Below are 19,153 nucleotides of genomic sequence, written 5' to 3'. Positions count from 1 at the left end.
ACTTACTTCTCCCGACTTGAAACTGTCTGTATATATTTATTATTTGTAATTCTCTTATGTCTCCGATTATTATTGCTTTTAAAAATATTAATATCTTGATCAAATCTAATATTTGAGGCAGTAATCGGTGATAATGGATCTCTTACCATTTGACAAGGTTTCACCGTTTGTAATTCTAAATAAGCAGTTGCAAGATTTTTTAACCTTGCTGGCGAGATGAGATAAGCTTTTTCTGCTTTCAAAATATGAATATTATTATTTTCACTATTTATTTGTTTTAAAACACTACTTAATTGATAATCAATAGTTGAAACTCGTTCCTTAATGGTAAACAAACTGCAAACTGCTATAATTATTACTAGCAATACTAAATAATGAAATTTCTTTATACTCATAATTATATTTTCTTCGCTGCTCTTAATTTTGCTGATCTTGCCCTTACATTTAGAGATATCTCTTTATCTGATGGTATTTCCGCTTTATTAGTAATAATTTTAAGCCATTTATCCGGGTTCAACATAACATCTTCTTTAGCGTATTTTGACCTTGCTACTGGCTTTTCTGAATTTTCTTTGAAAAAATTCTTAACTATTCTGTCTTCTAACGAATGAAACGAAACAATAACTAAACGACCATCTTTTTTTAGTATATTTTTTACATTCGCTAAGAACTGCTCAAGCTCTCCAAGCTCGTTATTTATATAAATCCTGATGGCTTGAAAAGTCTTAGTTGCAGGATCAATTTTACCTTTTCTAAAACCTATGCAGCTACGCACTATATCAGCTAATTTTTCGGTACTATCAATCCTTGCGGCTTTTCTTACTTCTACAATTTTCTTAGCAATTCTTCGGGAAAAAGTCTCATCTCCATATTTATAAATTATATCCGCAAGCTCTTTTTCTTCTGCGGTATTTATAAACTCTTCGGCACTAAGCCCCTGCCCGCTCATACGCATATCTAAAGGTCCGTCATGTAAAAATGCAAATCCTCTTTCGGCAATATCAAGTTGCATAGAAGAAACGCCTAAATCAAGCACTATGCCGTCAAATTTTTTTGATTCGAGCTTTGCAACACAATTACCAAAATTTGTTTCTACAAAATCAAATCTATCTTTATAATTATGTTTTACCTCTTCGGCTTTCTTAATGACATTTGGATCACGATCCAAAGCTGTGACAGAACAATCACAGTTTTCTAATAACGCTTTACTATATCCCCCTGCTCCAAACGTGCAATCTAAGTAGGATTCACCAGCTTTTGGTGCTAAAAACTTCAGCATCTCGTTTAACATTACGGATATATGAAGCTGTTGCATCAATTCGTATTCCTTAAAGTTAAACGTTTCTCGTGGGCAAGCTTTTGAGCAGAAGCTAAATAATCCTTGAAATTCTGCGGTTGCCAAATCTCAAAAATCACACCTTTACCTACAAAACATACTTGATCTTTAATACCTGCATGCTGCATTAAAGATGCAGGCAATATCACTCTGCCCTCCCCATCAAATGAAAGCTGTACAGCTTCACCAAATATTATAGTCTCAAAAGCATCACGCTCCTCAGAGTATGGATCAAGTGACTCAATCATCTGTCTTAGCTTCTCAATATGGGAGATACCGCAAGCTTCTATACAATTATTTCTAATAGACGGATAAGCAATTATCCCATTAAATGCTTCTTTCCCTAATACCGCTCGGTAATTCGCTGGCACTGATACCCTACCCTTTTTATCAATATTATTATTGATAAATTTCGATAAAAATATATTCATTGGTATTATTTGGGTTATTTTGGGATTTAATGGTAAATTACAGGATATTATAGGAATTAAGCGTAGTCAAGGGATTTTTAATATATAGAATTTCACTGAAGTTTTGACAAAAATTCAGTAAAACAGATAAAGAGAATGCAAAATATAAACCTGGATATTGCGAAAGAAAGCTTGTTATAAAAGAAGATTTTATGAATTTTTTGAATAAATGCTGTTGGTAAATAAATTCTGTGATAAAGGTAAAAATTGCCTCTTACCTTTATCACTTATTTTTAATACTAAACTTAAGCGATAATGACGCTCCTCGCAGCAGAGCTACGAGGTATCTATCCAAAAAGCTTTAACTGTTTTTGTTGAAATGCTTTATAAGAAGGTTTGCCTGAACCTTGATTCTGTACATAATTACGTAATTTCTGCTCATCACCATGTTTACCTACTGTGCTCATAAAATATCCTTTACTCCAAAACTCACTTCCCCATAATTTTTCTTTAAGATTTGGATATTTCTCAAACATTTTCTTAGAAGTAATACTTTTTATGATTTGAGTTATTTTTGTTTGGCTATACATTGGTATTGACTGTAATAAAAAATGTACGTGATCTTTATCTACTCCTATTTCTAAAAATCTAATTTCATAACGACCTTCTATGTGCTCACAAATTTTACACAAATAATCATCTAGTTCTTGATTCTGAAGTTTTGACAAAAATTCTAATTTTTCTGACTAAAGTAAAAATTTATATTTAAAGTTAAATATTTAGCGCTTTTATCAGCTTAAAAGCGATATTTCTACAATTTAAAGTAAATTATTTGATATATAATACAAATTATAGATTGATACACTCGCCACTTTTTTTAATAAAAATTTTTTGTAAAAACTTCAGTGGATTGAATATTACAGGAGTTTCGCACTTAGCAAAATTGTGTATTAGTTAGAAGCCATTTAATGTTGTTCTGAATTGATGTTTTTATAACTTCCCAAGTTTGTTGATATAAAGTAATGTTTTCATTTATCCTCCTTTTGTTCATATCAAGCCAGGCCAATACAGCAAGGCAAATATGATTTCTTTGAGCTCGACCCGTGCGTGCCTGACAGCATTCAATACCACAAGTTTGTTTCAATTCTCGATGATAAACTTCTATAGACCAACGCGCCTTAACAATTTTCTCTATTTGCTCACGTGTAGGATTCTCTAAATTAGTTGTTATGTAATCAATGCGACCATTTTTTGCCACAAACTTAAATACCGTAACCCAACCGTATCCACGTAGGTGAATTTTTAGCCCTTCATCGGGAATCTCTAAAGTTTCCAAGCTAACATTACGATTAACTTTTCTATTTTTTCTTAGGTTGGTAACCCATATCCAACCTAAATTACGTATATGTTTTAAATTATCCAAACCACTATACCAAGCATCCATAACTATAGCATCAGGCTTGATACCTCTTTCTTTAGCTAAAGTAAGCATATCACAAAAATGCTCGTTCTTTGTTTTACCATCAGTTTCTTTATCATATATTCTATAATCTACAGGAGTAGATTGATCAATTTGAGTATTGTAATGCAGTAAGTTTACCATTCCTATACCAGGTATAACATCATGTACAGCCCCAGAATATTGATAATTTACAAGCTCGATCCTCTTACTGTATTGCTTTGACAATAAGGTGTCATCTCCCACTAATAAACAAGGATCTTCCAGATCAATATATTTTGACACTTTGCTATAGATTTCGCTAGGGCGAAAATCCTTACTCTTTAACCATCGACTTGCACTATCGTGCGATAGATCTAATGGACTTACTTCAGATAATGCTTTGCTAGTATATCTTACACTACTTGCTTGTAAGAATGATTTATATAAATCTTTGCTACATTTTGATCTTGTCATTTTTATCTAAAACTATTTTTCTCTAGATTAGCATATTATTTGCTAAGTGCGAAACTCCTGTATTACTCTTCTATACTTTGCCGGCGTTACTAAATGATATATTAGTACTGTGACATTATGACTCTTATGTATATAACTGCTTTCTTCCATTCAAGTAGTATATCACGAAGCAGAGCTTCGGGGAATTAAACCCTGAGAGATTAACGAAAAAGGTGAGATTCAAGGTCTAAAACTAACGCCTGGTAATGTAGATGATAGAGCGCCGGTTTCGATAATCACCAAACATATCACGGGATTATTGTTTGGCGATAAGGGTTATATCAAACAGGAGCTCTTTGATGATCTATACAGCAAAGGAATCAAGTTAGTAACTGGCATAAAGAAGAAAATGAAGAATAAACTTATGCCATTATTTGAAAAAATATTATTACGCAAACGCTCAATTATCGAAACAGTATTTAGTGTGCTGAAGGGTGCTTTCGAGATCGAACATACAAGACATAGATCAATTTGGAATGCCTTTGTACATATCTTATCCGCCCTAATTGCATACTGTATGAAACCTAACAAACCTGCTATATCTCAAAATTAGCTAATCCAGAATTCAGGTTATTAATCTCTCAGGGTTTAATTCCCCGAAGCTCTGCTTCGTGATATCATAAGAAACAACTAAAACTTTTTTAGATACCTCGTAGCTCTGCTGCGAGGAGCATCATTTAAATATAGATATATCATGGCTCATTTAACGATAGATGAAAGATTCAGGAGTTTCGCACTTAGCAAAGTTGCGAATCAGTTAAAAGCCATCTGATATTGTTTTGAATTGATGTTTTTATAACTTCCCAAGTTTGTTGATATAAAGTAATGTTTTCATTTATCCTCCTTTTATTCATATCAAGCCAGGCAAATACTGCAAGGCAAATATGATTTCTTTGAGCTCGGCCCGTGCGTGCCTGACAGCGTTCAATACCACAAGTTTGTTTTAATTCTCGATGATAAACCTCTATAGACCAACGTGCCTTAACAATTTTCTCTATTTGCTCACGTGTGGGATTGTCCAAGTTCGTTGTTATGTAATCAATGCGACCATTCTTTGCCACAAACTTAAATACCGTAACCCAACCGTATCCACGTAGGTGAATTTTTAGCCCCTCATCGGGTATCTCTAAACTTTCCAAGCTAACATTATGATTAACTTTTCTATTTTTCCTTAGGGTGGTAACCCATAGCCAGCCTAAATTACGTATATGTTTTAAATTCTTCAACCCGCTATACCAAGCATCCATGACTATGGCATCAGGATTGAGACCTCTTTCTTTAGCTAAAGTAAGCATATCACAAAAATGCTCATTCTTTGTTTTACCATCAGTGTCTTTATCATATATTCTATAATCTACGGGAGTAGATTGAGCAATTTTAGTATTGTAATGTAGTAAGTTTACCATTCCTATACCAGGTATAACATCATGTACAGCTCCAGAATATTGATAACGTACAAGCTCAATCTTCTGACTGTATTGCTTTGATAATAAGGTGTCATCCCCCACTAATAAACACGGTGCTTCCCAATCTATATATTTTGACACTTCCTTATAGATTTCGCTAGGACGAAAATCCTTACTCTTTAACCATCGACTTGCACTATCGTGAGATAGATCTACTGGACTCACTTCAGATAATGCCTTGCTAGTATATCTGACACTACTTGCTTGTAAAAATGATTTATATAAGTCCTTGCTACATTTTGTTCTTGTCATTTTTATCTAAAACTATTTTTCTCTAGATTAACATACTTTTTGCTAAGTGCGAAACTCCTGAGATTTAAAATATACGAAATGAATAAGAGTGGTTATAGCTCGCGATATATAGGGACAAAGATTGGCCGTGATAAAAGCACTATATGTTATGAACTCAAGAGAATGAGGCATAATTATAGACCAGATAGGGCTAACACACTTGCTTGCAGTTTAAGGCAAGGTAAGAGAAAAAGAAAATTAGATATTGATAATAATTTACGAGCAGAAATAATAAAGCAGTTAACACAGGGTATTTCACCAGATATAATTTCAGGTAGACGTAAACTATCACGAGATACTGTCAATATTTCTACAGAGAGTATATACCAGTTTATTTATACATCTCCTATAGCACAAAGGCAAAAATTATATTTATCTTTAGCAAGAAAAAGGAAAAATAGGTTGCATCATGGTACAAGAATCAGAAACAAAAGAATTACAATACCAAATCGAGTTTCCATTACTGAAAGACCAGAGATAAATAGAAAGATAGCAGCAATAGGTCATTTAGAAGGTGATTTAACTTTTAACAAAGGTAATCAAAGTCGTAATATAGGCGCTCTTGTGGATATCAGAACACAAAAAGTGTTTCTCACTTTAAACCGTTCAAAAAGAACACAAGATGTGATTGGTAACATGAATAAAAAACTTAAACAATTGTCGCATATAATCAAAAGCATAACGTTAGATAATGGCAAAGAATTTACCAATCATGAACAACTATTGCCAAAATCTGAACGAAAAGTATATTTTTGCAATCCTTATTCTCCATGGCAAAAACCATTGATAGAGAAGATTAACTCAATGGTGCACAGAGTATACTCTAAATCTTTAGATATAAAAAAATTAACAATAAAGCAATTACAAGAAATTGAGGATTTTTTAAATAATTTACCAAGAAAAGTGCTCGGTTATAAAACACCCAATGAGGTATGGGAAGAAAATATAAATCTGGCTTAATTAATACTGGAATTTACCAAATTATCAAATTATCCCAATTATTATACCAAGATTTAGCTATATGCGGATATTGCTTACTCCATTTTTGATCAAATGACTCAAGAGCTAATTCTGCTTCTTTTTCAGTAGCAGAAGTATAGATTAGTTTCAAATCCGCTGCTAATTGCTTTCTATCTTTATATGATACATATTTGAGGCTATTCCTGATCTGATGGACAATACAAATTTGATGTTCAGTTTTCGGATATACTGATGCAATAGCATCAGACATACCAGTTAGATTATCACTACAAGCAATTAAGATATCTTTTACTCCTCGATGCTTCATTTCAGTAAAATTACCAAGCCAAAATTTAGCTCCTTCATTCTCACTTATCCATAAGCCTAAAATATCCTTTCTGCCAGATAAATCTATTCCTAAAGCTACATATACTGATTTATTAATAATAAGTTTATCTTGTCTTACTTTCACTACTAAACAGTCAAAATATACTATAGGGTATACTGATTCAAGAGGTCTACTCTGCCAAATCTTGACCTCATCTATTACTTCATCTGTAATCCTGCTGATTAGGCTCTCACTGATCTCAGCTCCATATAATTGGTAAATTCCAGTATTAATTAAGCCAGATTTATATTTTCTTCCCATACCTCATTGGGTGTTTTATAACCGAGCACTTTTCTTGGTAAATTATTTAAAAAATCCTCAATTTCTTGTAATTGCTTTATTGTTAATTTTTTTATATCTAAAGATTTAGAGTATACTCTGTGCACCATTGAGTTAATCTTCTCTATCAATGGTTTTTGCCATGGAGAGAATAAGGATTGCAAAAATATACTTTTCGTTCAGATTTTGGCAATAGTTGTTCATGATTGGTAAATTCTTTGCCATTATCTAACGTTATGCTTTTGATTATATGCGACAATTGTTTAAGTTTTTTATTCAGGTTACCAATCACATCTTGTGTTCTTTTTGAACGGTTTAAAGTGAGAAACACTTTTTGTGTTCTGATATCCACAAGAGCGCCTATAGCTAACGCGGAAAGGTTTTTACCATAGTTTTTGTATTTACTCACATATTCACCAGATCTAAATCCTATTAAACATTGCTGGACTAACTTTAAAAACTGTTTACGTAAAATTATTGATCAATGCCTAAGTTTTTCCTAATCTGTGGTAGAAACATTTCCGTGTGAGCTATATATTACGACTTTGATTACCTTTGTTAAAAGTTAAATCACCTTCTAAATGACCTATTGCTGCTATCTTTCTATTTATCTCTGGTCTTTCAGTAATGGAAACTCGATTTGGTATTGTAATTCTTTTGTTTCTGATTCTTGTACCATGATGCAACCTATTTTTCCTTTTTCTTGCTAAAGATAAATATAATTTTTGCCTTTGTGCTATAGGAGATGTATAAATAAACTGGTATATACTCTCTGTAGAAATATTGACAGTATCTCGTGATAGTTTACGTCTACCTGAAATTATATCTGGTGAAATACCCTGTGTTAACTGCTTTATTATTTCTGCTCGTAAATTATTATCAATATCTAATTTTCTTTTTCTCTTACCTTGCCTTAAACTGCAAGCAAGTGTGTTAGCCCTATCTGGTCTATAATTATGCCTCATTCTCTTGAGTTCATAACATATAGTGCTTTTATCACGGCCAATCTTTGTCCCTATATATCGCGAGCTATAACCACTCTTATTCATTTCGTATATTTTAAATCTTTCATCTATCGTTAAATGAGCCATGATATATCTATATTTAAATGATGCTCCTCGCAGCAGAGCTACGAGGTATCTAAAAAAGTTTTAGTTGTTTCTTATGATATCACGAAGCAGAGCTTCGGGGAATTAAACCCTGAGAGATTAAACCCTGAGAGATTAACACATGGCCTAAAAGATTTAATTATTGAAAAACCATTAATATGTCTTCAAGATGACAACAAAAATAAATATAGGCCAGATTTTATTATTTCTTCCTCTAATGGGAAAAATATTTATATTGAAGTATTAGGCAGTACTAATGAATTATATCTATCTCATAAATCTGATATGCATGAGAGAGCTAAACCATATTGCACATACTTCTTATCTGTTAAAGCATATGCATTACAAAAGGAATATGAAAGCTTTACATCTAGTTTACAACAAGCTTTAACACAGTTAGTAGGTAAAGATTAAAAATCCCTACTAACTATGCCACGCCTGTATTCGTTGGATTTTGGATACTTTCATGTTCTGCTCAGCATTTAGTAAGCCTAATACACGAACATTTACCTTTTCATAGAATATGCAGAGTTTAATAAGGAACTCAAAGGTACAACCTTGATGGAACACCAGCAACGCTAGTGACTAAAACAGAAATACCGTCTATAATAAACAAACCTAAGCTTGTTAAAAAAGCTAAAAATAGTACAGATGTTTCGAGAACTGTTAGCAACGCAATATAACCAACACAATGAACAAAAAAGATATTAGTATTAACAAGGCAGAAGATTTAAGTGCAAACAGCGATGCTAGTGCTACTGGTGATGATGCCAGTGTTTCTAGCAATGATGGTTCTTCTGAGCGTCCAAGGCATGATGCTCTTATTCGTAAGGCTCTAGAGAACCCAATAGTCGCTAAAGAGTTCTTTGAAATGCATCTGCCAAAAGAGATTAAAGCTATGTTCTCTTCGCATACTCTTAAGATGGAAAAGGAAAGCTTTGTTGAAGCAGATCTAAAACACTCTATATCTGATATTCTGTTCTCAGCTAAGTTTAAAGATGATACTGGATATCTTTGGGTTCTACTAGAGCATCAAAGTACTCCTGATCACTTCATGGCTTTTAGGCTCTTTAAGTATATGACGGATATTGCAGCAAGGCATTTAACTCTTAATCCTAAATCTAAACACTTACCTTTTGTGTATCCACTAGTGTTTTATAATGGCAAAAAGAAATATAATGCTCCGAAGAATATTTGGGATCTATGCCAGCATAAAGAACTAATGCAAGATATTTGGACTCAAGACCACCAAGTAATTAATGTCCATGATATTCCTGATGAGGAATTAAAGCAAAAAGCTTGGGCAGGAATACTGCAATTCTTCATGAAACATATTCATGAAAGAGACCTACTTAAAAGATGGTATGAGGTAGCTGATCTATTACCTGAATTTGCCAAACTGAATATCGGTATTGATTACCTAGAGCTGATATTAACCTATACATTGATTAAAATTGAAAAATCTGATAAAATAGAATTAGAAAAAATACTTAAAAGTCGTCTTAATACCGAACAAGGAGAAAAACTTATGACTAGTCTTGCTCACCACTGGGAACAACAAGGTGTAGAAAAAGGTATACAACAAGGCATGCAGATTGGGGAAGCTAAAGGCATGCAGATTGGGGAAGCTAAAGGCATGCAGATTGGGGAAGCTAAAAAAACTATGGAAGTAGCTAAAAATATGATTGCTGCTGGCTCTGATACTGACTTTATCGCTAAAGTCACTGGTCTTTCAATTGATGAAATAAATACACTAAAAAATAGCTAGTCAAATTTTATGCAAACAGCAAAATCTACATTAAAGCTTAAAGTACCAGTAAGTGTTGTTACGCCAATTCTTAAAAAACAAGTAGTAGTCTTCGATAAGCAAGTAGTAGCACAAGAACCAAAGCTCGAGAGTGCTAAATTAACTGGAGCTAAATCAGTAAAACCTAGTGTGAGTCGCAATAAAGACCAAGAGGCTAAAATAGCTAAAGAACAAATTAAATCAGACAAAGCCAAGGCTTTAGCCGCAGCGCAAAAAGAAGCCCTTAAAGCGAAACTGGTACGATGGAAAGATGAATCAAAACAAATCTTAAAATTACTGCAATCAAAATACCCTCTATGCTTCTCTATCCCTTCTAAACCTCTTGCGATAGGTATCAGTAAGGAAGTTATAGTACTAGAGCAAGATAATTTCTCACAACAACAAATTAAGAGATTTTTTAGAAGATATTGTGCTGATTACAGATATAAAAAACTTCTTGTTGAAGGTGCTCAGCGTTTTAACTTAGATGGATCGCCAGCAACACTCGTTACTAAAGAAGAAGTGCCGCCAAAGGCTAACAAATTCTCTAATCTTAAAAATTCATAATAAATCTAGTTGATAAAATCAAAAAAAGTGTAGAAGTTAAGATTTGATGAGTCTTTTGCAATGATTGTGTAAATTTTTGTTGAGCCTATATTAGAAGTAACTAAACAACCCTCAGCTATAAGCTGAGGGGTTATAAAGTGGAATCGATTAGAAATCGATCATCATTCACAGGTTCACCTTCCTGTTCATCAATATAGTGCTGTATCATTTCATCAGTTATATTACCTGAACTGACTGCCATATAGCCCCTAGCCCACAAATGATTGCCCCAAAATTGTTTTCGTAAATGAGTAAATTCTTGCAATAAAATTCTTGAGCTAATGCCTTTTAAATACTGTACTAACTTGCTAAGAGATATTTGCGGCTTATATGAGATAAACATATGTACGTGGTAAATTCCAGTATTAATTAAGCCAGATTTATATTTTCTTCCCATACCTCATTGGGTGTTTTATAACCGAGCACTTTTCTTGGTAAATTATTTAAAAAATCCTCAATTTCTTGTAATTGCTTTATTGTTAATTTTTTTATATCTCAAGATTTAGAGTATACTCTGTGCACCATTGAGTTAATCTTCTCTATCAATGGCAGGAGTTTCGCACTTAGCAAATAATATGCTAATCTAGAGAAAAATAGTTTTAGATAAAAATGACAAGATCAAAATGTAGCAAAGATTTATATAAATCATTCTTACAAGCAAGTAGTGTAAGATATACTAGCAAAGCATTATCTGAAGTAAGTCCATTAGATCTATCGCACGATAGTGCAAGTCGATGGTTAAAGAGTAAGGATTTTCGCCCTAGCGAAATCTATAGCAAAGTGTCAAAATATATTGATCTGGAAGATCCTTGTTTATTAGTGGGAGATGACACCTTATTGTCAAAGCAATACAGTAAGAGGATCGAGCTTGTAAATTATCAATATTCTGGGGCTGTACATGATGTTATACCTGGTATAGGAATGGTAAACTTACTGCATTACAATACTCAAATTGATCAATCTACTCCTGTAGATTATAGAATATATGATAAAGAAACTGATGGTAAAACAAAGAACGAGCATTTTTGTGATATGCTTACTTTAGCTAAAGAAAGAGGTATCAAGCCTGATGCTATAGTTATGGATGCTTGGTATAGTGGTTTGGATAATTTAAAACATATACGTAATTTAGGTTGGATATGGGTTACCAACCTAAGAAAAAATAGAAAAGTTAATCGTAATGTTAGCTTGGAAACTTTAGAGATTCCCGATGAAGGGCTAAAAATTCACCTACGTGGATACGGTTGGGTTACGGTATTTAAGTTTGTGGCAAAAAATGGTCGCATTGATTACATAACAACTAATTTAGAGAATCCTACACGTGAGCAAATAGAGAAAATTGTTAAGGCGCGTTGGTCTATAGAAGTTTATCATCGAGAATTGAAACAAACTTGTGGTATTGAATGCTGTCAGGCACGCACGGGTCGAGCTCAAAGAAATCATATTTGCCTTGCTGTATTGGCCTGGCTTGATATGAACAAAAGGAGGATAAGGCTCTGTCTCATCAATTGTGTAAATTTCGTGAACCATTAAATTCTACCATCAAATTTGATCATAAAATGAGCCATAGCTTCATTCCAATTGGGGATAGGCATAGACCATTTTTTGGTAATATAATCAATTGTCAGATATAAAACTTTAAATACTGCGTCATCATTTGGAAAGATGCGTTTATTCTTAGTAACTTTTCTCAATTGGCTATTCAGCGATTCTATCGCATTTGTAGTGTAAATAATCTTACGAATCTCCTTTGGATATTGCAAGAAAATTATCAAATTATCCCAATTATTATACCAAGATTTAGCTATATGCGGATATTGCTTACTCCATTTTTGATCAAATGACTCAAGAGCTAATTCTGCTTCTTTTTCAGTAGCAGAAGTATAGATTAGTTTCAAATCCGCTGCTAATTGCTTTCTATCTTTATATGATACATATTTGAGGCTATTCCTGATCTGATGGACAATACAAATTTGATGTTCAGTTTTCGGATATACTGATGCAATAGCATCAGACATACCAGTTAGATTATCACTACAAGCAATTAAGATATCTTTTACTCCTCGATTCTTCATTTCAGTAAAATTACCAAGCCAAAATTTAGCTCCTTCATTCTCACTTATCCATAAGCCTAAAATATCCTTTCTGCCAGATAAATCTATTCCTAAAGCTACATATACTGATTTATTAATAATAAGTTTATCTTGTCTTACTTTCACTACTAAACAGTCAAAATATACTATAGGGTATACTGATTCAAGAGGTCTACTCTGCCAAATCTTGACCTCATCTATTACTTCATCTGTAATCCTGCTGATTAGGCTCTCACTGATCTCAGCTCCATATAATTCTTGCAATTGTGTTTTAATATCAGACACACTCATACCCTTCGCATATAAGGATATTATCTTTTGGTCTAAGCCATCTATTCTTGTTTGTTTCTTTGAGACTATTATAGGTTCAAATTTACCTTGTCTGTCTCTTGGAACATTTAGCTCTATAGTACCATTCTCACTAATCAGATTCTTACTAAAACTACCATTCCTCGCATTCTCAGTTTCAGCTCTATCATACTTGCTATAACCTAAATGTTCTGACATCTCAGCATGCAGTGCTCGCTCTAAAATACCCTTGGTTAATTCCTTAATTAATCCATTCTGACTTAGTACTGTTTTTAAATCTACTCCGCCTTCTATCAGCAAATCTATTGCTTCATTTATTTTTTTATTCTTCTCTATTTGCATTTCTGTTACCTATATTTTTAATTACTTCTAATATAGGCTCAACAAAAATTTACACAATCATTGCAAAAGACTCGAGGATAAATGAAAACATTACTTTATATCAACAAACTTGGGAAGTTATAAAAACATCAATTCAGAACAACATTAAATGGCTTCTAACTAATACACAATTTTGCTAAGTGCGAAACTCCTGAATGGTTTTTGCCATGGAGAATAAGGATTGCAAAAATATACTTTTCGTTCAGATTTTGGCAATAGTTGTTCATGATTGGTAAATTCTTTGCCATTATCTAACGTTATGCTTTTGATTATATGCGACAATTGTTTAAGTTTTTTATTCATGTTACCAATCACATCTTGTGTTCTTTTTGAACGGTTTAAAGTGAGAAACACTTTTTGTGTTCTGATATCCACAAGAGCGCCTATATTACGACTTTGATTACCTTTGTTAAAAGTTAAATCACCTTCTAAATGACCTATTGCTGCTATCTTTCTATTTATCTCTGGTCTTTCAGTAATGGAAACTCGATTTGGTATTGTAATTCTTTTGTTTCTGATTCTTGTACCATGATGCAACCTATTTTTCCTTTTTCTTGCTAAAGATAAATATAATTTTTGCCTTTGTGCTATAGGAGATGTATAAATAAACTGGTATATACTCTCTGTAGAAATATTGACAGTATCTCGTGATAGTTTACGTCTACCTGAAATTATATCTGGTGAAATACCCTGTGTTAACTGCTTTATTATTTCTGCTCGTAAATTATTATCAATATCTAATTTTCTTTTTCTCTTACCTTGCCTTAAACTGCAAGCAAGTGTGTTAGCCCTATCTGGTCTATAATTATGCCTCATTCTCTTGAGTTCATAACATATAGTGCTTTTATCACGGCCAATCTTTGTCCCTATATATCGCGAGCTATAACCACTCTTATTCATTTCGTATATTTTAAATCTTTCATCTATCGTTAAATGAGGGAAAGTTCTATAATTAATTAAGCCAGATATAATCAATTTTTAATCTCTCAGGGTTTAATTCCCCGAAGCTCTGCTTCGTGATATCACAAGAAACAACTAAAACTTTTTTAGATACCTCGTAGCTCTGCTGCGAGGAGCATCATTTAAATATAGATATATCATGGCTCATTTAACGATAGATGAAAGATTTAAAATATACGAAATGAATAAGAGTGGTTATAGCTCGCGATATATAGGGACAAAGATTGGCCGTGATAAAAGCACTATATGTTATGAACTCAAGAGAATGAGGCATAATTATAGACCAGATAGGGCTAACACACTTGCTTGCAGTTTAAGGCAAGGTAAGAGAAAAAGAAAATTAGATATTGATAATAATTTACGAGCAGAAATAATAAAGCAGTTAACACAGGGTATTTCACCAGATATAATTTCAGGTAGACGTAAACTATCACGAGATACTGTCAATATTTCTACAGAGAGTATATACCAGTTTATTTATACATCTCCTATAGCACAAAGGCAAAAATTATATTTATCTTTAGCAAGAAAAAGGAAAAATAGGTTGCATCATGGTACAAGAATCAGAAACAAAAGAATTACAATACCAAATCGAGTTTCCATTACTGAAAGACCAGAGATAAATAGAAAGATAGCAGCAATAGGTCATTTAGAAGGTGATTTAACTTTTAACAAAGGTAATCAAAGTCGTAATATAGGCGCTCTTGTGGATATCAGAACACAAAAAGTGTTTCTCACTTTAAACCGTTCAAAAAGAACACAAGATGTGATTGGTAACATGAATAAAAAACTTAAACAATTGTCGCATATAATCAAAAGCATAACGTTAGATAATGGCAAAGAATTTACCAATCATGAACAACTATTGCCAAAATCTGAACGAAAAGTATATTTTTGCAATCCTTATTCTCCATGGCAAAAACCATTGATAGAGAAGATTAACTCAATGGTGCACAGAGTATACTCTAAATCTTTAGATATAAAAAAATTAACAATAAAGCAATTACAAGAAATTGAGGATTTTTTAAATAATTTACCAAGAAAAGTGCTCGGTTATAAAACACCCAATGAGGTATGGGAAGAAAATATAAATCTGGCTTAATTAATACTGGAATTTACCACCTGATGCACTGCCTAAAATTAAGAATTTTTTATTTGAATAATCAGCAAGAACACGTAAATAAGGAAAAAGTTCCGGCTGCCTTTGAATTTCATCGATAACTATTAATCCATCTAGTGGGTCTAAAGTTGCTTTAGGATTTTTAAGCTGATCTAAATGGGATGGATCTTCTAAAGCAAAAAAATAATCTTTATCATTAAGTTGCTTGATATAGCTATGTGCTAAGGTAGTTTTCCCGCACTGTCTTGGTCCAAGAATGGCACATATAGGGAATATATCAAAAGAATCTTTGATGTATTCTAAGTAATAATTTCTTTCTATCATCCTTGCAATTTCATAATATGAATTTGAATTTACAATATAACTTTAGCAAAATAATTACAAGATTTTTAGTCTAATTCATCTACTTTATCATATAATTTTTCTAAATGATGCTTTACTAGACGTAATATTTTTGCTTCAGGGCTAAGGTTTTTGATAGCCCATTTTTTAATCCAGGGTTCGGCAAGTTGCCACATATTAACATTTCCGTCTAATTGTCTGCCTATCCCTTCAACCATTATTAAAGTTTTTTGTAATAATAATAGATCCGGCTGCACTTCCATACCAAAATCCTCGGTGATTTTAAATAAATGAGCAAGCAACTTACCAACTGAAATATTTTTAGTAGGTGTACCCACAACCGGTTCGGTAACAGCTCTGCAACTTTGGGCAAATAAATCTAAATCGGTATTAATAGGAACGTAACCAGCTCTTAGATGTACTTGGGCAACTAATTTATAATCACGATTTAAAAAACCAAATAAGCTTTCGGCAACCGCCAAACGATCCTTTTCTTTTAGTCTACCCATAATACCGAAATCAAGTAGAATGAGATTACCTTGCTTGTCTACTAAAATATTCCCCGGGTGTAAATCAGCATGGAAAAAGCCATCTCTATAAGCTTGGTTAAAGAACGTTACGGCAAAGTTTTGGGCTATTTTTGCAGGCTCTAGCCCCATTTCTTTTAATAGTGGAGTATCATATATGGAAGTGCCATCTAACCATTGCGTAGTTAGTACATTTTCTGATGTTAAATCCCAATATATTTTAGGGATTATTACATTATGATCTTTACGCATATTATCAGCAAGCTCTGAAGCAGCAGCAGCCTCGAGGCGTAAATCAAGCTCAAATTTCATAGTTTCATGAAATTTATCAACTACCTTAAGCGGTTTTAGCCTTTTTGCTTTTGAGAATTTTGAGGCGATTTTTGCAAGGAAATATAATAGCCTGATATCCCTATTATATTTTTTATGAATATTAGGACGCAGTATTTTTACCGCCACATACTCACCTGTTGCGAGCTGTGCCTTATGCACCTGCGAGATCGAAGCCGCCGCTATGGGGGTATCGTGAAAGTGGCTGAATATTGTTGTCATCCCGCTTTCCTCTATGTCATTCCCGCGGAGGCGGGAATCCAGTAATTTTTTTTCTGGATCCCCGTTTTCACGGGGATGACATAAAAATTCCCTCTCTATTATCCACCTTGCCACCTTACTATCAAATGGTGGTAATTTATCCTGCAACAATCTTAAGTAATCTGCTATTTGTGCTCCTACTAAATCGGGTCTAGTGGAAAGCGTCTGCCCGAATTTTATATAAATCGGTCCAAGGCTGCTTAAAGTGTCTATTAAGCGTTTGCCGTAATCTTCTTTTGATTTTCTAAATAATGATAATGGAGCAAAAAATAATGCTAATATATAACCGATAAACTTTAAATATACCGGTATTTTAACGTCATCTGTATTAGTCAAAATTTGTTTTTTGCTAATGATATGAAAAATACGTAATAAATTAAAAAAATTACAAATCATAACTTATATGTACTATGAATGGCAACAATGCCGCCGCTTAGGTTTTTATAGTTAATTTCTTCAAAGCCTGCCTCTTTAATCATTATTCTGAACTCGTCTTGCGATGGAAATAAATCTATACTCTCGACTAAATAGTCATAGGCTTCTTTATTGCCGGTAATTATTTGACCGATTTTAGGGATAACATTAAACGAATAGAATTTGTAGAAATCTTGCCATAAACTTTCTTTTACCTTAGAAAATTCAAGACAGATAAACTTACCCATCGGTTTTAAAACTCTATAAGCTTCTTTTAGAGCTTTATTAATATCAGGAACGTTTCGAATCCCAAATGCAATGGTATAATAGTCAAAGCTATTATCAGGAAATGGCAATTCTTCGGCAGTTGCTACAGTAAATTTAAGATTCTGCAATAGGTTTAGATCAATTGATTTTTTCTTAGCCTGCCTTAGCATCTCTTCATTAATATCGCTTAAAGTTAAGGATATATTGCTGCCTCTATCTCGTGCTTTTTTAGCTAATTTTAAAGCAATATCACCGCTACCACTAGCAACATCTAATATATTAGAGTTAAGATTGGGGATTTGTCTAATAAACTCATCTTTCCATACGCGATGCATTCCAAAGCTCATAAGATCATTCATTAAGTCGTATTTATCAGCAACGTTAGAAAAAACGCTATTTACAAGCGATTGTTTTTCGTTTGCTTCTATTTTCTTAAATCCAAAATTTGTTTGGTACATGTTTATACTCGTTTTATTTGAAAAATTGACGTCGTTGTCTTTTGCTGATAATCCTCACGTACTAAACGTACGCTGCGGTTCTCAGCTTCAAGACGCCTTGCTCTTTTCCAAATAAAACTTCGTCTATCTATTTCATTTATTAGCAGTATATATGTTATTTTCAAGTTCATCGAGTATCCATTCATCCCGTAATTTAGCTTGATATTCTAAACTACTGAAGTTTTGACAAAAATTCTAATTTTTCTGACTAAAGTAAAAATTTATATTTAAAGTTAAATATTTAGTGCTGTTATCAGCTTAAAAGCGATATTTCTACAATTTAAAGTAAATTATTTGATATATAATACAAATTATAGATTGATACACTCGCCACTTTTTTTAATCCCTGTTGGGTTAAATTCCCCGTGGCTTGCCACGATTATTTGAATCAAAGCAGGACGGTCCGCAGGAAAATTTGCCGTAAATACCCCGTAGGCTTGCCTCGGGGATAGGCAAATTTAGTTCTGCGAATTTATTAAAAATTTTTTGTCAAAACTTCAGTAAACTATCTAATTTCATATCTTTCCATATATAGCTAACACGGGAAGGTTTTTACCATTGCTGCCGTTATTGCATCACGAAAATCTTTAAAGTTTTTAATAATTTTTCTCAAGTAATTTTTAAAATTAGCCCAACAGTGTTCAATAGAATTTAAATCTGGAGAATAGACCGGTAGATAAATAAGAGTACAACCCGCTTTTTCTATTAATTCCTTTACCAACGGTGACTTATGAATACTCGCATTATCCATTATTACACATTGTCCAGGTTTTAGTGATGGGCATAATAGCTCACCTACCCACTGATTAAATAATTGCTTATCAATATAACCGGAATGCTCTAACGGAGCAATTAATTCTTTGGTGCCCTTATTATAACCAGCAACTATATTTACTCGCTCAGTAGCAAAACCTGCTTGCTCTGAGTAAGCTCTTGTTCCTCTTTCTGACCATCTGTACAACATGGTTATAACCTGAATTCTGGATTAATCTAGGTTTGGAAGTAAGTATTTACAAGGGATAGAAGATACTCTATATAATTTTTAGCAAAAAAACAAGAGTATCCCC

General features: G+C 33.1%; 16 protein-coding genes and 9 pseudogenes. 7 read left to right on the top strand and 18 right to left on the bottom strand.

Features of this window, described 5'->3' with window-relative positions:
• Window positions 1–2 precede the first annotated feature (2 nt).
• The 6 genes and pseudogenes from ftsL to AAHI98_RS16655 form a co-directional block, all read right to left on the bottom strand.
• Window positions 3–395, bottom strand: coding sequence for a cell division protein FtsL (gene ftsL / locus AAHI98_RS16680; protein WP_342226528.1), 393 nt, complete (start codon window positions 393–395; stop codon window positions 3–5).
• A gap of 2 nt (window positions 396–397) precedes the next feature.
• Complete coding sequence (gene rsmH, locus AAHI98_RS16675; RefSeq protein ID WP_342226527.1) at window positions 398–1,315, bottom strand: 16S rRNA (cytosine(1402)-N(4))-methyltransferase RsmH; 918 nt, start codon at window positions 1,313–1,315, stop codon at window positions 398–400.
• Window positions 1,315–1,767 carry a division/cell wall cluster transcriptional repressor MraZ gene (mraZ, locus tag AAHI98_RS16670; protein ID WP_342226526.1) on the bottom strand — a complete coding sequence of 151 codons (453 nt, stop codon included), beginning with the start codon at window positions 1,765–1,767 and terminating at the stop codon, window positions 1,315–1,317. Before mraZ ends, rsmH begins: the two co-directional genes overlap by 1 nt.
• A 326-nt stretch (window positions 1,768–2,093) precedes the next feature.
• Window positions 2,094–2,474: an IS200/IS605 family transposase gene (gene tnpA / locus AAHI98_RS16665; protein ID WP_342226525.1), complete on the bottom strand. Its 381-nt coding sequence runs from the start codon at window positions 2,472–2,474 to the stop codon at window positions 2,094–2,096.
• A gap of 206 nt (window positions 2,475–2,680) precedes the next feature.
• Window positions 2,681–3,661 carry an IS701 family transposase gene (locus tag AAHI98_RS16660; protein ID WP_342224656.1) on the bottom strand — a complete coding sequence of 327 codons (981 nt, stop codon included), beginning with the start codon at window positions 3,659–3,661 and terminating at the stop codon, window positions 2,681–2,683.
• A gap of 60 nt (window positions 3,662–3,721) precedes the next feature.
• A pseudogene (locus tag AAHI98_RS16655) lies at window positions 3,722–3,811 on the bottom strand (IS200/IS605 family transposase); the annotation flags it as partial.
• Between the two features lie 49 nt (window positions 3,812–3,860).
• Between AAHI98_RS16655 and AAHI98_RS16650 the strand changes: the two are divergent.
• A pseudogene (locus tag AAHI98_RS16650) lies at window positions 3,861–4,253 on the top strand (IS982 family transposase); the annotation flags it as partial.
• Window positions 4,254–4,437: 184 nt separating this feature from the next.
• On the opposite strand, the gene AAHI98_RS16645 reads toward AAHI98_RS16650, so the two are convergent.
• Window positions 4,438–5,418 carry an IS701 family transposase gene (locus AAHI98_RS16645; protein ID WP_342224818.1) on the bottom strand — a complete coding sequence of 327 codons (981 nt, stop codon included), beginning with the start codon at window positions 5,416–5,418 and terminating at the stop codon, window positions 4,438–4,440.
• A 39-nt stretch (window positions 5,419–5,457) separates the two neighbouring features.
• On the opposite strand from AAHI98_RS16645, the gene AAHI98_RS16640 reads away from it, so the two are divergent.
• Window positions 5,458–6,417, top strand: coding sequence for an IS30 family transposase (locus AAHI98_RS16640; protein ID WP_342226524.1), 960 nt, complete (start codon window positions 5,458–5,460; stop codon window positions 6,415–6,417).
• Window positions 6,418–6,433: 16 nt separating this feature from the next.
• Here AAHI98_RS16640 and AAHI98_RS16635 read toward each other — a convergent pair.
• From AAHI98_RS16635 to AAHI98_RS16620, 3 pseudogenes are all read right to left on the bottom strand, one after another.
• Window positions 6,434–7,027, bottom strand: a pseudogene (locus tag AAHI98_RS16635) (IS256 family transposase); the annotation flags it as partial.
• An 11-nt stretch (window positions 7,028–7,038) separates the two neighbouring features.
• A pseudogene (locus AAHI98_RS18905) lies at window positions 7,039–7,448 on the bottom strand (IS30 family transposase); the annotation flags it as partial.
• A 172-nt stretch (window positions 7,449–7,620) separates the two neighbouring features.
• Window positions 7,621–8,175, bottom strand: a pseudogene (locus AAHI98_RS16620) (IS30 family transposase); the annotation flags it as partial.
• Between the two features lie 709 nt (window positions 8,176–8,884).
• Between AAHI98_RS16620 and AAHI98_RS16615 the strand changes: the two are divergent.
• A complete protein-coding gene (locus AAHI98_RS16615) occupies window positions 8,885–9,961 on the top strand; it encodes an Rpn family recombination-promoting nuclease/putative transposase (protein ID WP_342226520.1) in 1,077 nt (358 codons plus the stop codon).
• Between the two features lie 9 nt (window positions 9,962–9,970).
• On the top strand, window positions 9,971–10,546 hold the full coding sequence (locus tag AAHI98_RS16610) for a ProQ/FINO family protein (protein ID WP_342226519.1): 576 nt from the start codon (window positions 9,971–9,973) through the stop codon (window positions 10,544–10,546).
• Between the two features lie 130 nt (window positions 10,547–10,676).
• Here AAHI98_RS16610 and tnpA (AAHI98_RS16605) read toward each other — a convergent pair.
• Both tnpA (AAHI98_RS16605) and AAHI98_RS18900 read right to left on the bottom strand, forming a co-directional pair.
• Window positions 10,677–10,937 (bottom strand): annotated as a pseudogene (gene tnpA / locus AAHI98_RS16605) (IS200/IS605 family transposase); the annotation flags it as partial.
• A 17-nt stretch (window positions 10,938–10,954) separates the two neighbouring features.
• Window positions 10,955–11,134: pseudogene (locus AAHI98_RS18900) on the bottom strand (IS30 family transposase); the annotation flags it as partial.
• Window positions 11,135–11,194: 60 nt separating this feature from the next.
• Between AAHI98_RS18900 and AAHI98_RS16600 the strand changes: the two are divergent.
• A complete protein-coding gene (locus tag AAHI98_RS16600; protein WP_342226517.1) occupies window positions 11,195–12,118 on the top strand; it encodes an IS701 family transposase in 924 nt (307 codons plus the stop codon).
• On the opposite strand, the gene AAHI98_RS16595 is transcribed toward AAHI98_RS16600, so the two are convergent.
• Window positions 12,115–13,329, bottom strand: a complete 1,215-nt coding sequence (locus AAHI98_RS16595; RefSeq protein WP_342224662.1) for an IS256 family transposase — start codon at window positions 13,327–13,329, stop codon at window positions 12,115–12,117. The two genes, AAHI98_RS16600 and AAHI98_RS16595, sit on opposite strands and share 4 nt — an antisense overlap.
• Window positions 13,330–13,403: 74 nt before the next feature.
• Between AAHI98_RS16595 and AAHI98_RS18895 the strand changes: the two are divergent.
• A pseudogene (locus AAHI98_RS18895) lies at window positions 13,404–13,508 on the top strand (IS701 family transposase); the annotation flags it as partial.
• Between the two features lie 16 nt (window positions 13,509–13,524).
• Here AAHI98_RS18895 and AAHI98_RS16590 read toward each other — a convergent pair.
• Window positions 13,525–14,337, bottom strand: a pseudogene (locus AAHI98_RS16590) (IS30 family transposase); the annotation flags it as partial.
• A 130-nt stretch (window positions 14,338–14,467) separates the two neighbouring features.
• Here AAHI98_RS16590 and AAHI98_RS16585 point away from each other — a divergent pair.
• Window positions 14,468–15,430, top strand: coding sequence for an IS30 family transposase (locus tag AAHI98_RS16585; RefSeq protein WP_342224646.1), 963 nt, complete (start codon window positions 14,468–14,470; stop codon window positions 15,428–15,430).
• Here the strand turns inward: AAHI98_RS16585 and AAHI98_RS16580 are convergent, their stop codons facing one another.
• The 4 genes from AAHI98_RS16580 to AAHI98_RS16565 form a co-directional block, all read right to left on the bottom strand.
• Window positions 15,431–15,772: an AAA family ATPase gene (locus AAHI98_RS16580; RefSeq protein ID WP_342226515.1), complete on the bottom strand. Its 342-nt coding sequence runs from the start codon at window positions 15,770–15,772 to the stop codon at window positions 15,431–15,433.
• A gap of 65 nt (window positions 15,773–15,837) precedes the next feature.
• Window positions 15,838–17,304 (bottom strand): 2-polyprenylphenol 6-hydroxylase, encoded by a 1,467-nt coding sequence (ubiB, locus tag AAHI98_RS16575; protein ID WP_342226514.1) that lies wholly within the window; start codon window positions 17,302–17,304, stop codon window positions 15,838–15,840.
• Window positions 17,301–18,047 carry a bifunctional demethylmenaquinone methyltransferase/2-methoxy-6-polyprenyl-1,4-benzoquinol methylase UbiE gene (gene ubiE, locus AAHI98_RS16570; protein ID WP_342226513.1) on the bottom strand — a complete coding sequence of 249 codons (747 nt, stop codon included), beginning with the start codon at window positions 18,045–18,047 and terminating at the stop codon, window positions 17,301–17,303. Before ubiE ends, ubiB begins: the two co-directional genes overlap by 4 nt.
• A 574-nt stretch (window positions 18,048–18,621) precedes the next feature.
• Entirely contained in the window at window positions 18,622–19,050 is a 429-nt protein-coding gene (locus AAHI98_RS16565) for an IS630 family transposase (RefSeq protein WP_342226512.1), read from the bottom strand.
• Window positions 19,051–19,153 lie beyond the last annotated feature (103 nt).

Origin of the sequence: Rickettsia endosymbiont of Urophora cardui (assembly GCF_964030725.1) — a bacterium.
Lineage (GTDB): Bacteria > Pseudomonadota > Alphaproteobacteria > Rickettsiales > Rickettsiaceae > Rickettsia.
This window is presented reverse-complemented; position numbering and strand designations above follow the sequence as displayed.

Bases quoted from the DNA above. Each gene is read 5' to 3' on its own strand.
- ftsL (WP_342226528.1), bottom strand. From the start codon at position 395: ATGAGTATAAAGAAATTTCATTATTTAGTATTGCTAGTAATAATTATA.
- rsmH (WP_342226527.1), bottom strand. From the start codon at position 1,315: ATGCAACAGCTTCATATATCCGTAATGTTAAACGAGATGCTGAAGTTT.
- mraZ (WP_342226526.1), bottom strand. From the start codon at position 1,767: ATGAATATATTTTTATCGAAATTTATCAATAATAATATTGATAAAAAG.
- AAHI98_RS16660 (WP_342224656.1), bottom strand. From the start codon at position 3,661: ATGACAAGATCAAAATGTAGCAAAGATTTATATAAATCATTCTTACAA.
- AAHI98_RS16645 (WP_342224818.1), bottom strand. From the start codon at position 5,418: ATGACAAGAACAAAATGTAGCAAGGACTTATATAAATCATTTTTACAA.
- AAHI98_RS16615 (WP_342226520.1), top strand. From the start codon at position 8,885: ATGAACAAAAAAGATATTAGTATTAACAAGGCAGAAGATTTAAGTGCA.
- AAHI98_RS16610 (WP_342226519.1), top strand. From the start codon at position 9,971: ATGCAAACAGCAAAATCTACATTAAAGCTTAAAGTACCAGTAAGTGTT.
- AAHI98_RS16600 (WP_342226517.1), top strand. From the start codon at position 11,195: ATGACAAGATCAAAATGTAGCAAAGATTTATATAAATCATTCTTACAA.
- AAHI98_RS16595 (WP_342224662.1), bottom strand. From the start codon at position 13,329: ATGCAAATAGAGAAGAATAAAAAAATAAATGAAGCAATAGATTTGCTG.
- AAHI98_RS16585 (WP_342224646.1), top strand. From the start codon at position 14,468: ATGGCTCATTTAACGATAGATGAAAGATTTAAAATATACGAAATGAAT.
- AAHI98_RS16580 (WP_342226515.1), bottom strand. From the start codon at position 15,772: ATGATAGAAAGAAATTATTACTTAGAATACATCAAAGATTCTTTTGAT.
- ubiB (WP_342226514.1), bottom strand. From the start codon at position 17,304: ATGATTTGTAATTTTTTTAATTTATTACGTATTTTTCATATCATTAGC.
- ubiE (WP_342226513.1), bottom strand. From the start codon at position 18,047: ATGTACCAAACAAATTTTGGATTTAAGAAAATAGAAGCAAACGAAAAA.
- AAHI98_RS16565 (WP_342226512.1), bottom strand. From the start codon at position 19,050: ATGTTGTACAGATGGTCAGAAAGAGGAACAAGAGCTTACTCAGAGCAA.